Source organism: Arcobacter sp. F2176 (assembly GCF_004116465.1).
Classification (GTDB): domain Bacteria; phylum Campylobacterota; class Campylobacteria; order Campylobacterales; family Arcobacteraceae; genus Arcobacter; species Arcobacter siniprincipis.
The window spans coordinates 1-14,643 of record NZ_PDJV01000006.1 but is presented as its reverse complement, the minus strand read 5'-3'; the positions used below and the strand labels follow the sequence as shown (position 1 = coordinate 14,643).

General features: G+C 28.2%; 16 protein-coding genes and 1 pseudogene. 5 read left to right on the top strand and 12 right to left on the bottom strand.

The window, feature by feature from the left end; translation table 11 throughout:
* Positions 1 to 4: 4 nt before the first annotated feature.
* The 5 genes from lpxC to nadA form a co-directional block, all read right to left on the bottom strand.
* Positions 5 to 913: a UDP-3-O-acyl-N-acetylglucosamine deacetylase gene (gene lpxC, locus CRU95_RS07080; RefSeq protein ID WP_129100449.1), complete on the bottom strand. Its 909-nt coding sequence runs from the start codon at positions 911 to 913 to the stop codon at positions 5 to 7.
* Positions 910 to 2,280 (bottom strand): M23 family metallopeptidase, encoded by a 1,371-nt coding sequence (locus tag CRU95_RS07075; RefSeq protein WP_129100448.1) that lies wholly within the window; start codon positions 2,278 to 2,280, stop codon positions 910 to 912. Before CRU95_RS07075 ends, lpxC begins: the two co-directional genes overlap by 4 nt.
* Positions 2,270 to 3,250: a bifunctional oligoribonuclease/PAP phosphatase NrnA gene (locus CRU95_RS07070; protein ID WP_129100447.1), complete on the bottom strand. Its 981-nt coding sequence runs from the start codon at positions 3,248 to 3,250 to the stop codon at positions 2,270 to 2,272. Before CRU95_RS07070 ends, CRU95_RS07075 begins: the two co-directional genes overlap by 11 nt.
* Positions 3,251 to 3,311: 61 nt before the next feature.
* Positions 3,312 to 4,133, bottom strand: a complete 822-nt coding sequence (gene nadC / locus CRU95_RS07065; protein ID WP_129100446.1) for a carboxylating nicotinate-nucleotide diphosphorylase — start codon at positions 4,131 to 4,133, stop codon at positions 3,312 to 3,314.
* Positions 4,130 to 5,119 carry a quinolinate synthase NadA gene (gene nadA / locus CRU95_RS07060; RefSeq protein ID WP_129100445.1) on the bottom strand — a complete coding sequence of 330 codons (990 nt, stop codon included), beginning with the start codon at positions 5,117 to 5,119 and terminating at the stop codon, positions 4,130 to 4,132. The genes nadC and nadA overlap by 4 nt, the downstream gene beginning before the upstream one ends.
* A gap of 102 nt (positions 5,120 to 5,221) precedes the next feature.
* Here nadA and plsY point away from each other — a divergent pair, with 102 nt between their 5' ends.
* The 5 genes from plsY to prfB all read left to right on the top strand — a co-directional run bounded on the left by plsY (position 5,222) and on the right by prfB (position 9,478).
* Positions 5,222 to 5,842 carry a glycerol-3-phosphate 1-O-acyltransferase PlsY gene (gene plsY / locus CRU95_RS07055; protein ID WP_129100444.1) on the top strand — a complete coding sequence of 207 codons (621 nt, stop codon included), beginning with the start codon at positions 5,222 to 5,224 and terminating at the stop codon, positions 5,840 to 5,842.
* Complete coding sequence (locus tag CRU95_RS07050) at positions 5,842 to 6,153, top strand: dihydroneopterin aldolase (protein WP_129100443.1); 312 nt, start codon at positions 5,842 to 5,844, stop codon at positions 6,151 to 6,153. Before plsY ends, CRU95_RS07050 begins: the two co-directional genes overlap by 1 nt.
* A 197-nt stretch (positions 6,154 to 6,350) precedes the next feature.
* A complete protein-coding gene (locus CRU95_RS07045; protein WP_129100442.1) occupies positions 6,351 to 7,565 on the top strand; it encodes a porin in 1,215 nt (404 codons plus the stop codon).
* A gap of 113 nt (positions 7,566 to 7,678) precedes the next feature.
* Positions 7,679 to 8,308 (top strand): cytochrome c, encoded by a 630-nt coding sequence (locus tag CRU95_RS07040; RefSeq protein WP_129100441.1) that lies wholly within the window; start codon positions 7,679 to 7,681, stop codon positions 8,306 to 8,308.
* 75 nt (positions 8,309 to 8,383) lie between these two features.
* Complete coding sequence (gene prfB / locus CRU95_RS07035) at positions 8,384 to 9,478, top strand: peptide chain release factor 2 (protein ID WP_129100440.1); 1,095 nt, start codon at positions 8,384 to 8,386, stop codon at positions 9,476 to 9,478.
* A 29-nt stretch (positions 9,479 to 9,507) separates the two neighbouring features.
* Here the strand turns inward: prfB and CRU95_RS07030 are convergent, their stop codons facing one another.
* The 7 genes and pseudogenes from CRU95_RS07030 to CRU95_RS07000 all read right to left on the bottom strand — a co-directional run.
* Positions 9,508 to 11,868: a PD-(D/E)XK nuclease family protein gene (locus tag CRU95_RS07030; protein ID WP_129100439.1), complete on the bottom strand. Its 2,361-nt coding sequence runs from the start codon at positions 11,866 to 11,868 to the stop codon at positions 9,508 to 9,510.
* Entirely contained in the window at positions 11,852 to 12,412 is a 561-nt protein-coding gene (locus tag CRU95_RS07025; RefSeq protein ID WP_129100438.1) for a hypothetical protein, read from the bottom strand. Before CRU95_RS07025 ends, CRU95_RS07030 begins: the two co-directional genes overlap by 17 nt.
* Before the next feature lie 7 nt (positions 12,413 to 12,419).
* Positions 12,420 to 13,058 (bottom strand): hypothetical protein, encoded by a 639-nt coding sequence (locus CRU95_RS07020; RefSeq protein WP_129100437.1) that lies wholly within the window; start codon positions 13,056 to 13,058, stop codon positions 12,420 to 12,422.
* A 103-nt stretch (positions 13,059 to 13,161) separates the two neighbouring features.
* Entirely contained in the window at positions 13,162 to 13,404 is a 243-nt protein-coding gene (locus CRU95_RS07015) for a DUF4006 family protein (protein ID WP_129100436.1), read from the bottom strand.
* A gap of 1 nt (position 13,405) precedes the next feature.
* The gene (locus CRU95_RS07010) at positions 13,406 to 14,296 is read right to left on the bottom strand and encodes a c-type cytochrome (RefSeq protein ID WP_129100435.1); all 891 of its coding nucleotides are present in this window, start codon (positions 14,294 to 14,296) and stop codon (positions 13,406 to 13,408) included.
* Between the two features lies 1 nt (position 14,297).
* A complete protein-coding gene (locus CRU95_RS07005) occupies positions 14,298 to 14,522 on the bottom strand; it encodes a CcoQ/FixQ family Cbb3-type cytochrome c oxidase assembly chaperone (protein WP_129100434.1) in 225 nt (74 codons plus the stop codon).
* A 9-nt stretch (positions 14,523 to 14,531) separates the two neighbouring features.
* Positions 14,532 to 14,643: pseudogene (locus tag CRU95_RS07000) on the bottom strand (cbb3-type cytochrome c oxidase subunit II); the annotation flags it as partial.

Genomic DNA, 14,643 nt, shown 5'->3' with positions numbered 1-14,643 from the left:
TCCCTTAATTAGCATCAACTAGAGCATATGCTTTTTGGAAAACATAACTCTCTTTTTGTGCTTCTTCTAAATCTAAAATTTCATAGTTATCTTCTGATTCATAAACTTTTTTTGTCAATAAATGATTTAAATGATGGCTTCCAGCATGGGCATCATATTCACCTATTAATGTATAACCTAAAAGTGACATATCACCTATTGCATCAAGAATCTTATGTCTTACAAATTCATTTTCATATCTTAAACCTTCTGGATTTAAGATTTTATCATTATCTACAACAATAGCATTTTCCATGCTACCACCTTGAGCCAATCCTATACTTCGTAAATATTGCACTTCATGTAAAAATCCAAAAGTTCTAGCTTTTGAGATATTTTCTTTATACTCATCTATACTATAATCAAAATGATAATTTTGTTGTCCAATTACAGGATTTTCAAAATCAATAGAGAAATCATAAACAATATGATTAGAGGGCTTTAAAGATACTCTTTTGCCATCTTCAGTTGTAACTTCAACTTCTTTTTTTATCTTAATTACTTTTTTTGATTCATTTAATTCTTTTATGCCAACTTCATCAATTAGCATGCAATACCCAGATGAACTACCATCAAGCACTGGAACCTCATCATTATCAAGAACAATTCGCAAATTATCAATGCCATAAGCATAAACAGCAGACAAAAGATGTTCAATAGTTGAAATAACAATTCCATCTTTTCCAATAACTGTCGCCATTTTTGTATCAACAACATTTTCTATTTTTAGAGGAATTGTCAAAGCTTCATCAGACCTATAAAAGATTATTCCTTGATTAGCTTCCAAAGGTTCTAATCTCATTTTTACAGGAACACCTTTATGGAGTCCAATTCCAACTATTTCTACTGCTTTTGCTATTGTTCTTTGTTTCATTTGCTATCTATTACCTTTTTTGCATCACTTATGATATCTGTTATTCTTGTTTTTATCCAATTTTTATCCATCCATTCTAAAGGATCTACTTCTAAACCTTGAACTAAAACACCAAAATGTAAGTGATCTCCTAAAACAGCACCAGTTGCACCAGTATTAGCGATTTTTTGATTTTCTTTAACTTCTTCACCTACAGTTACATTTGAAGAACTTGTATGAGCATAAAGTGATTGTAAACCAAACCCATGATCTATTATAATAACATTTCCATAAATTCCTAAATAGTCATTAAATATTACTCTACCTTTATTTGTAGTAAAAATATCAGCTTTTTTAACACTTGCCCAATCAATTCCTAAATGCCAAGCTTCATCTATTTTTATGTTATTATGATAATATGATCTTTCTTGTCCAAATCGCCCAGCAGTTGCAGCATTTTCTAATCTTTTGAAAGGAATAAGGTTAAAACCACTTACTAAGTCTCTATCCATAAATTTTTTAGATGTTTCTTCTATCTTTTGTACATTTTGGTTTCTTAAAACTTCATTTTCTTTTAAAAAAATATCAGCTAGATTATCAGGTACATCTTTTCCACTTTGTTCTAAAACTTTTGTACTTACATTTTGAATAAAGGTATCACTAATTTTTATTTTGGATTTATCATCTTTTCTATTTCTTATGTATAAAGGCACTTTTATTATTGATTTATTATCTGCTTTATCGATTGCAACTAAATTTACAATATTAAATTTTTCTATTTTTATTGGCCAAGCAATTAATGCTGCATAATAATTCTTTTTATAAAAAGGAACCAAATCAAATCTTTGTTCATTGTTAAATGTTATATATGAGTCTTTTAAATTTTCATCTTCAACTTTTACTATAACTAAAGCACTTCCACCTCTTCTAACTGCAAAAGAGTTAGCAACAACTGAAGCTACAGGTTTTTTTCTATCAATTTTTAAATGAAAAGTATCAACAACTTTATTTCCTTCTAAAAAGTTCCATTTACTACTATCAACTGCTTCAACAATGATTTCAACATCATTACTTTTAAAGAACATATCAAGTTCTGGTGATTTTAGTTCCAAATTGATATTTTTTTCTGGTTCTAATAATACTTTTGAATCTAATACTATCTCTTTATTTCCATCTTTAAATATTACTTTATAAAATTTAACACCACTATCATCACTAATACCAAGGTTTAGTTTGCTTTTTAAATTCCAATATATATTATCTTTAAAATCTACTTTCGGGGGATTTTTCTCAAACATAGGCGATAAATAAACAAAACAACCAGCTACAATGGCACCTATTATAAATATAAATAATACTACTTTCCCAAAACTACTTTTATTTCTCAAGAATTTCCTTTAATATAATCTCTTTTGCTTCAAAAATATCATCAGTTTGTATAACACATCCTGCGGCATTTAAATGCCCACCTCCACCAAAAGTAGAAGCTACTTTTGAAACATCTATTTTCTCTTTTGATCTAAGAGAGACTCTAACTTTATCATTTACAATTCTAAAATAAATCGCTACTTTTACAATAGCAATATTTAAAACCATATCTAGTGCAACTTCTGTTTCAAGTGTTGTTGCCCCACTCTCTTCAAACCACTCTTTTGTTGCATATATTGTTGCTATTTTACCTTCATCAAGAAGTTCCAAACTATTGAAAATCTTAGGCAAAATTCTATATTTTGCTAAAGAATCTCTTTTTATAAACTTATCAGCAATATAAACAGGACTAGCTCCACATTTAACTAAAAAATTAATTTTTTCGTAAGTAAATTCATCACATCTTGGAGTTGTAAAAGCCAATGAATCATCATATATTCCCACATAAAGTGCTTCTGCTGTATTTTTTGTAATATACAATCCATTAAATCTAAAAAAGTCATATACTATTTCAGAAGTTGAAGACTTATTAATATCTACTATATTTATAGTTCCAAAATCATCATTTGATTTATGATGGTCAAAATTTATCAAAGGTATATCTTCAGGAAGTGTTATTCCAAATCTATTTGAAGTACCACAATCAACAGAGATAACCAAATCATAAAATTTTGGGATTTGATCTGTTATTTTTTCATATCTATTTATAAAATCACATTTCGCAGGAAGATTTTTTCCTGCATTAAAAACTTTATGTTTAATTTTATTTTCAGATAAATAGTTTGAAAGTGCAAGTCCTGAACAAATAGTATCAGGGTCGGGATTTACATGAGTGATTATTAAAATATATTTTGATTTCTCAATCAATTTTAAAGCACTCACAAAAGAGGCAGTATTTACTTTATTATTTGTTATAAAATCTTTACTCAAATACGCTCCTTTTTAAAATCATTTTAATCCTATCATAATAACACTAATCAAAAGTTAACCACTAATCAAATTTCATAGAAAAGTCTAACCAAGTTGCTTGATGTATAATACTTCCAGAACTCAATGCATCAACCCCTGTTAAAGCATAATCTCTTACAGTATTTAAATTAATGTTTCCACTAGCTTCTAATACTATATGAGGATGGGTTTCATTTCTATATTTTACAACTTCTCTTATTTGTTCTGGAGTCATATTATCACACATAATTATATCACCACCAGCTTCCATTGCATCTTTTACTTGTTCTAAGCTTTCACACTCAATCTCTATTTTAGTAACCCAAGAGATTCTCTTTCTTGCTCTTTGAATAAACTCTTTTAGATTCATAATTGTTCGAAGGTGAGTATCTTTTAACATCAGACAATCATCAAGTCCAAGTCGGTGATTAATAGCTCCTCCTACTCTACTTGCATATTTTTCAAAATCTCTAAGTTGTGGTCTTGTTTTTCTAGTATCAAGTAAAACTACATCTAAATCTTTTATCAAAGAAGCATATGAATTAGCCATAGTAGCTATTCCCGAAGCATGTTGAAGCATATTTAGAAATGTTCGCTCGCTTGAGAGTAAAACAGCTGCTTTCCCATCAAGCTTTGCGATAATATCACCTTTTTTGATTACTTCCCCATCATGCTTTAAAAACTTACAATCAAATTTTTCAGTTTTTGATAAGGCTTTTGCATAAATCTCACCAGCTAAGATTCCATCATCTTTTGAGATAACTTTTGCTGTAAATCTTCCTTTAGGCGCAACATCAAAGAATAAATCCCCTCTACCATTATCTTCAATAATAGCATTTTTTACAAACTTTTTAATATTAATCATACTTCAAACATCCTTTGTAGTGCTACTTTTGCCCATTTTATTACATTGTCATTTACAAAAATTTCATTTGAAAATACTTCTTTACCATCTTTTATCTCTTTTAAACAATTATAAACATCTTGTAAAGTTGTCTCATTCATAGTTGGACATTCTGGTTTTGTTGAACTTAAGATATAAGTATTTTTCTCTCTTAATCTATTTACCATATTATACTCAGTTCCAACTGCAACCTTTTGTTCAGCTGGTAACTCTTTTATAAATTTGATAAGTTGAGAAGTAGAACCTACAAAATCAGCCATATCACAAATTTTTGGATCACATTCAGGATGAACTGCAATTAAGATATCTGGATATTTATTTCTATAAAACTCAATATCATCAGTTGAAAAGAGTTGGTGAACAGAGCAAAAACCATCATAACAAATAATATCTGCTTCTTTTGGATCAGTTCCATCACCTATAACAGTTGATTTTAGATTAAGACTTTTTGCAAAATTTTGTCCTAAACATCTATCTGGTACAAAAAATATTTTTTTACCAGACTTTAAACCTTTTTCTATGATTTTATATGCATTTGAAGAGGTACAAACCATACCACCCATTTCTCCAACTCTAGCTTTTACTGCTGCACTTGAATTAATATATGTTATAGGAAGAAGTTCATCACTTGATACTCCCATTGCATTTAGTTTGGCTAATGATTCATCAAAATAATCCACATCAATCATTCTAGCCATCGCACAACATGCGATTTTTGGCATAAGAACTCTTTTTTGTGGACTCATAACTTTTACACTCTCACCCATAAATCCAACACCACAAAATACTATATATTTACTACTTGTTTCCATAGCTTTTTTAGCTAATTCTAAAGAATCTCCTGTAATATCTGCTAATTCAAACACTTCATCTCTTTGATAAAAGTGAGCGACTAAAGTTACGTCAAGTTCCTCTTTTAATTTTATTATTTCATCTTTTAAATTCAAAATTTACCCTTAGGTTTATAATATTTAACATTTAACGGGAATATAACAAAATTTTTGTTATAATCCATTTAAACATAATCAAAAAAATTAATTGAGGTCATAATGGATTTTTTAAATACAAATCTTATTTTTTATATTTTAGCTTATTTAATAGGGTCTATTCCCTTTGGTTTACTTCTAGCTAAAACATTTGCAGGGGTAGATATAAAAAAGCATGGAAGTAAATCAATAGGTGCCACAAATGTTCTAAGAGTAGTAAAGCAGACAAATCCAAGCTTAGCAAAAAAACTAGGTCTTGCAACTGTTATTCTTGATGCCATAAAAGGTACAATCATCCTTCTTATCGCACAAGCCTATGGAGTAAGTGAAGCTACACTTTGGACTATTGCTGTGTTAGCTGTGGTTGGGCATTGTTATAGTATTTATTTAGGACTTGAAGGTGGAAAGGGGGTTGCTACTGGACTTGGTGTATTTTTAGTACTAATTCCTATTCCTACACTTATTGGTGCTATTGTTTGGGGATTTTGTGCAAAAGTTTTAAAAATCTCTTCTTTATCTTCTCTTTTAGGATTAGTTGCTGTAATAATTGCAGCAATTATATTTAACAATGAATTAGGAGTAAATTCAAATGCACCTATGTATTTGATTTCATTTATAATTTTTTATAAACATATTCCAAATATAATAAGACTTATCAAAAAAGAAGAGCTAAAAGCAGTATAATGAAAGTAAAAATCGAAGATCTTACTTTTGATTGCATTATTGGAATATTACCCTTTGAGCGAAAGAATAAACAAAGGGTGATAATAAACTGTTCTTTTTCTTATAACTACTCAAATTTTGAATTTATAGATTATTCAAAAGTAGCATCAAGCATTCAAAAAATAATGATAAAAAATAAATTTGAACTAATTGAAGATGCTCTTTTAAACTTAAAAAAACATTTAAATAAAAAATATTCTATAAAAAACCTAAAAATAAGTATACAAAAACCAGATATTTTGCCTAATTGCAAAGTAAGCGTAAGCCTATAAAATATGGCCTTTTTATAAATAAAACTTAAAATAATAGATTAAATTACTCAAAAACCTTCAAATTAAGAAAACTTTAATTTTAAAGCATGTAAAATTTTCGCAACGGTGAATCGGAAAGTATCTTTCAAGTATTTATACAAGAAGATTGTTCGCGCGTCCGAGGAACTGATTTAAAAATAACCCTTTCAGGAGATCAAATGAAAAAATTCGTAAAAATGAGTTTAATAGCTGCAATCGCTGTAGCTGGAACAACTGCTAGTGCACAACCTTTAACAGAAGCTATCAAAAATGTAGATGTATCAGGAACTATGGTATATAGATATAATGATTATCAAGATGATGTTAAACAAACTGGTACAAATCATTCAAATACAGTTAATCACTATAAAATTGGTTTAAATCTAAAATCAAAAGTTAATGATGATGTTACTGCAAATACAAGATTTGTAATTGGTAGCCAAGATGCTTCTGCAAACTTTGGAAAACTTGACACTCAATCAAATGGTGACACAAACTTAGATGTAGAATTAACAAATGCTAACTTCGCATATACTGGTATTGCAAATACTACAGTTATCGTTGGTAAACAAGGTTTAACTACTCCTTGGACTGTAGCTGTTGATGCTTCAGGAAATGAGCAAACTGGTACAGGTATCTTAGCATTAACTACTGTTGGACCTGTTACTATTGCTGGTGCTTACTTTAACCAAACAAATCTTGGTGATAGTGGAGATGCACAATCAACTTTTGGTAAAAAAAGTACTAATTCTGATGCAGTAAATGATGCTATTGGACAAAAATTTGGTTCAAAAGATATTTATACTGTTGGTGTAATGGGTAAAGTTGGTCCTGTTGCTTTAGATGCATGGTACTTAGATATGGATAATGTATTTGATACATATACACTTGGTGCAAATGCTTCATTTGATCTTGATGCTGTAACTTTAGGTGGAGACATCAGATATACATCTCTTGATTTAGATGGTTCAAGTGATGATAATGATTTATTACAACTTACTGTAACTGCAAAAGCTGGTATCTTTGATGCAAAAGTTGCTTATGCTACTACAGATAATGATGGTGGTTTAGTTGCTCTAGATACTGATGCTACTACAAGTATCTCTGCTTGGTCTGTAGATGCTAATGGTAAAGCTGATGCTGATTACTGGCAAGTAAGACTTGGTTTCCAAGTATTACCTTCTTTAAATATCTCTGCTAACTATGCTAATGTAGATTATTCTACTGCTACATCTAATGATGTAGAAGAAGAAGAATATTATGCACAATTTAATTACTCTATGAGTAAAAACTTAAGTGCATACTTAAGATATGGACAATATACAAAAGACACTGGTTCTACAGAAAACAATGATAGTACTAGAGGAAGAATTCACGTTCAATATAAATTCTAATCTTAGAGTTTATTTATTTTATGTGATAAAAGGCTGGAATAATATTCCAGCCTTTTTTTATGCACTTTTTATAAAATTACGCTAAAATATTGCAATAATTTTAAAGGACAAAAATGAATCTTATAAAACCATTTTCACTATTAGCATTTCTTATAACTTCAAGTTTTGCACAAACTACTATGTGCTATAAACAAAATCATACTGATTTTTCTACTATAGAGTCTATAAATCTAGATGGTGGTCTATGTAATGGAAATAAATCACTAAAAGATATGAAAAAAGATGGCTGGAAAATTGATGATATAAAAATAGATGGAAATAATTATATTTATATATTAAAAAAAGATGAAGTAAATATGCAAAATATTGATATGCAAGCTTTAGAAAATCAAATCATACAAAGACTAGAGCAAAAAGATGTTGCCTCACAAATAGCTTCAAAAGAAGAAAAAAGAATCAAAATGTCTATTTCTGGTAAAAATCTATATATCAAAAAATGTGAAACATGTCATGGAATCAATGGTGAAAAACTTCCAGGAAGATCAAGAGCAATAAATAAATTAAATCTATTTGATTTTACTGCTACTATTAGAGACTATGTAAATGGAAGTGGGTATGATAGAGGAACAGCTTTTCAAATGGCTCAATATGCATCTATTATGGATACAAATGATATAAATAATGTATATGTATATCTTCAAGCTATTAACCAAAAAGACGAAAAAAAACCAAAATCTAACTAAGAGTTTACTCTTAGTTTAGTCTAAACGCTTCTTATACTTATTTTTAGTATAATTCCATTTTAAAGGAAAAACTAAATGGATGCATACGAATACTCTGAATTAATCAAATTATTAAATAAAAAACTTCAAAATATAAAAGATATACTCAAACCTGATGTATTAAAATCAAGACTAAAAGAGATAGAAGAGTTAGAGTCTTCACAAGACTTTTGGAATGATGTGGAAACTGCTACAAAAATAGGTATTGAAAAAAATAGAATATTGAGTAAATTATCTAAATTTAACAAAGCTAATGAGTCTTTAAGTGGTACAAATGAACTTTATGCGATGGCACTTGAAGAAAAAGATGAAGATACTTTTGAATTACTTTATGGGGAAGCTGAAGAGTTAGATAATCTTATAAGATCTACTGAGATATCTGTAATGCTAAGTAATCCTGATGATTCATCTAATGCTATTATTTCTATTCATCCAGGAGCTGGAGGAACTGAGTCTCAAGATTGGGCGAGTATGCTTTATAGAATGTATCTAAGATGGGCTGAACGAATGGATTTCAAAATAGAAGTTCTTGATTATCAAGATGGTGAAGAAGCAGGCCTTAAAGATGTTTCTTTTATCATAAAAGGTGAAAATGCCTATGGATATTTAAAAGCTGAAAATGGTATTCATAGACTTGTAAGAATCTCTCCTTTTGATTCAAATGCTAAAAGACATACTTCATTTGCATCAGTTATGGTAAGTCCTGAAATTGATGACAACATTGATATTGTTGTGGAAGATAAAGATATTAGAATAGATACATATAGATCAAGTGGTGCTGGTGGACAACATGTTAATAAAACAGAAAGTGCTATTAGAATCACTCATATTGCCACAAATATTGTTGTACAGTGTCAAAATGATAGATCTCAACATAAAAATAAAGCAAGTGCCATGAAGATGCTAAAATCTAGACTTTATGAATATGAGTTAGAGAAACAACAAGCTGTAAAAGATGGTGTTGAAAAAAGCGAGATTGGTTGGGGACATCAAATTAGATCTTATGTAATGCAACCATATCAACAAATAAAAGATACAAGAAGCAACATTGGATATTCAAATGTTGAAGCAATTTTGGATGGAGATATTACAAAAATGATTGAAGATGTTTTAATAGCAACGGCTAGATAAGCCAAAAGTGCAAGAGTTATCTTGTACTTTTACCTATCACAAATAGTTTTAAACTCACAATACTGACAAGTAGATGTTTTGTCGCATTTTTCAAAATTTACTTTTTTTGTTTTTAACTCTAAAAATATCTCTTTTAGTAATTCTAACTTTTCTATTAACATAACTTCTTCAAGTAGTTTTGAACTATTTAAATCATAATAAAATGCTTTTATATTCTCATATCCAAAGAGTTCTATACATGCTAAATAATAAAATTCCAATTGAAAGTCAACGCTATTTTCATAAGTTTTAAGACTATCAATTTTTAGACTTGAAGAGGTCTTATAATCAATCAATAAATACTTATCATCTTTTTTATCAATTCTATCAATACTTCCTTTTAAAATTATTCCATTGTAATCAAATTTAAAGTCTTTTTCTATTTCTAATACACTCAAACTTTTATCTTCAAATCTTTTGTTTTCAAACTCTACAAAAGTATTTAATTTTTTTAAAAATATTTCTTTATCCAAAAGTAAAAAGGGATTTTCATTTATCTGTTTTTCAAATATTGATTTTATTAGCTCATAATTAATATTTTGTATCTCAAAGCTCTTATATGCACTTTCTAGTGTTTTGTGAACCATACTTCCCAATTCAAAACCTTTTGGCTTTAAGCTTATGTTATGCTCTTTTATTTTACATATATACTCTAAGTAATACTTTCTTTTACATTCTAAATACTTTTTAAGTGAAGTAGCTGACCATTCTTGCTTTGATAAATCAATCTCATGTTCAATATTTTCACTAAAATGATTTATTGATCTGTTCTTATAAAGTATTTGTTTATATTGTTTATCTTTTGTAGCTGAGTTGATTTTGTCTTTAAACAATTCATCTGCGAATCTACTTATTTGCATTGTCTCATTTTGAATATATGAGATATAGAGATTTTTAGCTTTATTCATCAATCTATAATAGTAGTATTTTTGTAAATTCTCCCTATCTTTTTGAGTAGGAAGCTTTACTCTTTTTTTAATAATTGATGATAAAAATTTATCTTTAATACTTGATTTTGGTATATAGTTTTCATTGAAATCACAGATTATAATTGCTTCAAACTCAACAGCTCTAGTTTCAAGTAAACCCATTACTGTAATAAGACCAGAATTAATATCATCAAGAGTTATTTTTTGTATCTTTTGAATAAGTATTTTTACAGCTTCTTTGAAAAGTATATTTTGAAAACTATTAAAAAATAGATGATTTAATTTATAAGTTAATTCATCAAATTTTTCTATTAACTCTTTATTGTGTTCTATTGATTTTAAATACTCAATCAGAATATCAAAATTTATCTTATCTAGTTTTTTATTCCATATTTTTTTAATACTATCAATCATTTCAAAATTGATTTTATAAAACTCTATTGATTCTTTTGTTTTTCTCTCATTTTCGTTTAAATAAGAGTATATGGAATTTATCACTTTATAAATCTTACTATTAATTATGCTTTTACCCATAGCATAATTAAAATATTGTTCATCATCAAATTGTTCCAATAGTTCTACAAACTTTTCATCAGGAACTATTAATGCTATATTTTCAGGTCTTATTCCATCATTTATAGCATCTGTTATTGACTCTTTTATAAAAGCTATTTGATTTATTCTACTTGTAAATGCAACTGCTTTTGTATTTTTCAAGTTTGATATTTCTTTATGTTTTTCTATTATTTTTTTGTTTGATAAGTCGATTTTATATTCATAACCTTCTTCTAATTCAAAACCAAAATTAATAAAACTTTGTATTGATTTTTGATTGTATTTATTTGAAAATAGATTAACTATTATTTTAGTATGTTTTGATATTTCAAATATAATTTCCAATTCAAAATTAGTAAAATATCCTTCAAAATATATTTCTATACTTTCATATCTATTTAAAAAGTTTTGATTAATTTCATAATTATTTGGTAGATTTATTTTATCGACAACATTATTATCATCAAGTATTTTTATATAGTTATTATATATTTGTTTTAATATTGTTATATGTTCTTTATAGTATTCATAGGTATCAACTTCATCAATACTGTCAATTGATACTTTTTCAGCAGCTAATTCGCCAAAAAATCTAAATAAATAATCTGATTGTTTTAAAAAGGAAGTAAAGTTGTTTGAAATACCAAGTTTATTAAGATTTTTTATATCAGAAGCATCTTTTAAATATAAAAACCTTTGCTCTTCATCAATATATTTATTATTTTTTATGGATATGGATTTTTTTAAGAATTCATCGATTGTTAAATAAGAAGGAAGCAATAAATTTTCACTGCTTCTTCTTTTTATAGATTCTCTTATAGCTCTAGAAGTTGGGTATACTATAAGTGTTTTACTTGTTTGTAGCATTTGATTTTATATAAAAGAAACCTTTTTCTCCATCATTTGTCTCAAGTATTCCAGTTATATTCCAATTACCTGCTTTTTCTAGATTAAAAGTAAATTTATCATTCTTAGTTTCATCATTGTTTATATCAATATCAGAATAACTATTTGTAGTTCTAGTAACTTTAAAACTAATTTTAAAATTTGGAACTTTTACTCCATCTTTAGTTGTTAAATCAAAAGAGATATTGTTTATACCCATTTTAAAGATATCTTTATGCATTGATTTTTGGTCAATCACTCTTTGAGATAAAAAGACATCATTTAATACAATGCCATCAAACTCTTTATCATTGATTTTCATTTTAAGATTATATTTTTTAGAAAATTTTTCATTATAATCAACTATTTCATTAAACTCCACATCCATAATGTGATATGAACTTAAAAATGATTTATCCTCGTGTACTGGTGTTTTTATAGCTGACATAACGGTCCAAATAACCATTGAAAATGTAAATGTAAATATAGCTATAAAAAATAACGGCCAATAATTTCTTTTTTTCATTTATTACCTATTTTTTCTTTTTTGATTTCAATACTGCAAAAGTATATAAAAACACACCAAGTATAACTAAAGTATACATAAATACTTTCCAAATAGTTCCAGCTGTTTTACCTGAACTTGGAATTCCGGATTCAAGTTTTTCAATTCCATTGGCATGAGCAACATCATCAGCCATTTCAGAATATCCATTTAGTACAGCAGCACTAATTTTTGTAAAAAGTGTATTTTTATCTTTTGAAGCAAGTAATGGCACAACATAACCATCTAAAATATCATTTTTATTAATTATACTTTTGAGTTTTTCAGACATAAGTAGATTAACATGCATTTGTTCCACTGCTATTGTTAATACTGCATAAGGTTCACTTAGAGTTGAAGTTAATTCAGCCTCTTCTTTTTTAATTAATTGCATTTTTTCTTTTATAGGTATATTTTTATCTATTCCTAAATCAGTTTTTACATATACATATAAATTTACATTTGTTTTATCTTTTACTTCAGATCCAATTTCAAGTATTTTTTGTGCTGTTCTTGGATCAATTACAACATCATCTGATAATACATACTTGTTTATGCTTGCATTTAGTGGGATTAAAAAAAATAGCAGTGATAACACTGCTATTTTTAAGATATTGAAAGCTTTCATTTATCCTACAAAAATTCTTGAAGAATCAAAGAATGATAAATAGGCAGTAAGTAAAGCTGAACCTAATAATAATAGTCCGATAATTTTATCCATTGTTTACTCCTTACTTCACTTTACCAACAAGCTCGTACTGACTAGAATTATCAGGACTATTAGCTTTAAGACCATTTAAGTCTTGGTTGATTTTATAGAAGTTTTGCGCTTCATTCTGTTGAACACCTATTGCATTTATAGTTAAAAAAGCAAGAATTGACAGTAATAAAACTGTAGCAATCAACATACCAGTAATTCCACTAAGAGCAAAGATACCTCTCTCATTTTCGTTCATTTGAGAATTTCCAGCCATATTACTCTCCTAAACTTTGAATATAAGCAGCAACTGCTTTTTCTTGAGTAGCATTTAATCTACCTTTGAATGCTGGCATTTGACCAATTTCACCTTTTTTACCATTTTCTAATACTGCTGAAATTAAATCTGCTGTATAGTTTCTGATATTAGGAGCAACATATGCCATACCTTTTCCATCTGCACCATGACAACCTGCACACACACCAAATGAAGCTGGTTGTTCACCCTTAAACCCACCTGCAACATATGAAGATACATCTTTAATATCTTTTTCATCTGTTAACATCATAGGAGGCATACCACCTGGGTATACTGTTTTAAGGTTATTTGCACCATTTTTAATCACATACTCAACTGAAGATTGTGACATTCTTTTTGTTAAGTTTTGAGCTTTTCCATTAATACCTTCTGCATCAACACCATGACAAGGAGAACATTGTACTAAGAATACAGATTCACCCATTGCAGTTAAAGTATCTTTAGATGGGTTTTCCCATTTTGACTCAAACTTTTTATTAAATTCAATAGTTTCTTCATTCCATTGACCAATTTGTGAGAATCCATTTGTTGGATAACCAATTGTCATGTACCAAAATAACCAAACAATTGTTCCTATAAATGCTAAACCCCAACCTGTAGGAATTGGATTTTTATACTCACCAATACCATCCCATTTTTCTTCTGCTAAATCACCACCAGCAGTATCATTTTTCATTTGATTAATATACTTAAGAGCAACAAATACTGTAATTGTAATAATTGCAACTGCTCCAAGCATTGTTAAACTGTTGATATAATCATCACTATTAAAAGCATCACCTGCAACGAAGTAAGTTCCTGCTAATAAAGCGACGATAAGAATAATTCCACCTATTACCATAGATTTCATACTATTTCTCCTTCTCTTTTTCGTCTAAATTGTTGTTTCTATCTTCAAGAGGTTCAGAGTCAATCGAATCATCGTGTACTAAGTTTGAATATTTTTCAAAATCTCTCTTACCTTTTTTATCCCTTTTATATATAGAATAAGCGTAAGAGTAAAATATAATAAATACTACAAGTAAAAGAAAAAATTTCAAATACCCTTGTAAATCAACTAGTTCTTCATGACTCATAATAACCTCTTATTTTAAAGAATTCAAATACGCAATAAGCGCTACAATCTCAGGAATCTGACCGTTTGCTACGGCATCTTTTACAGCTTGATTTTTCATATCAGCAGCAATAGCTTTCGCT

What these genes read in the sequence shown, in the direction of transcription:
- CRU95_RS07030 (WP_129100439.1), bottom strand. Translation starts at nt 11,868, where the DNA reads ATGCTACAAACAAGTAAAACACTTATAGTATACCCAACTTCTAGAGCT.
- CRU95_RS07010 (WP_129100435.1), bottom strand. Translation starts at nt 14,296, where the DNA reads ATGAAATCTATGGTAATAGGTGGAATTATTCTTATCGTCGCTTTATTA.
- prfB (WP_129100440.1), top strand. Translation starts at nt 8,384, where the DNA reads ATGGATGCATACGAATACTCTGAATTAATCAAATTATTAAATAAAAAA.
- CRU95_RS07005 (WP_129100434.1), bottom strand. Translation starts at nt 14,522, where the DNA reads ATGAGTCATGAAGAACTAGTTGATTTACAAGGGTATTTGAAATTTTTT.
- CRU95_RS07020 (WP_129100437.1), bottom strand. Translation starts at nt 13,058, where the DNA reads ATGAAAGCTTTCAATATCTTAAAAATAGCAGTGTTATCACTGCTATTT.
- CRU95_RS07050 (WP_129100443.1), top strand. Translation starts at nt 5,842, where the DNA reads ATGAAAGTAAAAATCGAAGATCTTACTTTTGATTGCATTATTGGAATA.
- nadC (WP_129100446.1), bottom strand. Translation starts at nt 4,133, where the DNA reads ATGATTAATATTAAAAAGTTTGTAAAAAATGCTATTATTGAAGATAAT.
- CRU95_RS07040 (WP_129100441.1), top strand. Translation starts at nt 7,679, where the DNA reads ATGAATCTTATAAAACCATTTTCACTATTAGCATTTCTTATAACTTCA.
- CRU95_RS07025 (WP_129100438.1), bottom strand. Translation starts at nt 12,412, where the DNA reads ATGAAAAAAAGAAATTATTGGCCGTTATTTTTTATAGCTATATTTACA.
- lpxC (WP_129100449.1), bottom strand. Translation starts at nt 913, where the DNA reads ATGAAACAAAGAACAATAGCAAAAGCAGTAGAAATAGTTGGAATTGGA.
- CRU95_RS07015 (WP_129100436.1), bottom strand. Translation starts at nt 13,404, where the DNA reads ATGGCTGGAAATTCTCAAATGAACGAAAATGAGAGAGGTATCTTTGCT.
- plsY (WP_129100444.1), top strand. Translation starts at nt 5,222, where the DNA reads ATGGATTTTTTAAATACAAATCTTATTTTTTATATTTTAGCTTATTTA.
- CRU95_RS07045 (WP_129100442.1), top strand. Translation starts at nt 6,351, where the DNA reads ATGAAAAAATTCGTAAAAATGAGTTTAATAGCTGCAATCGCTGTAGCT.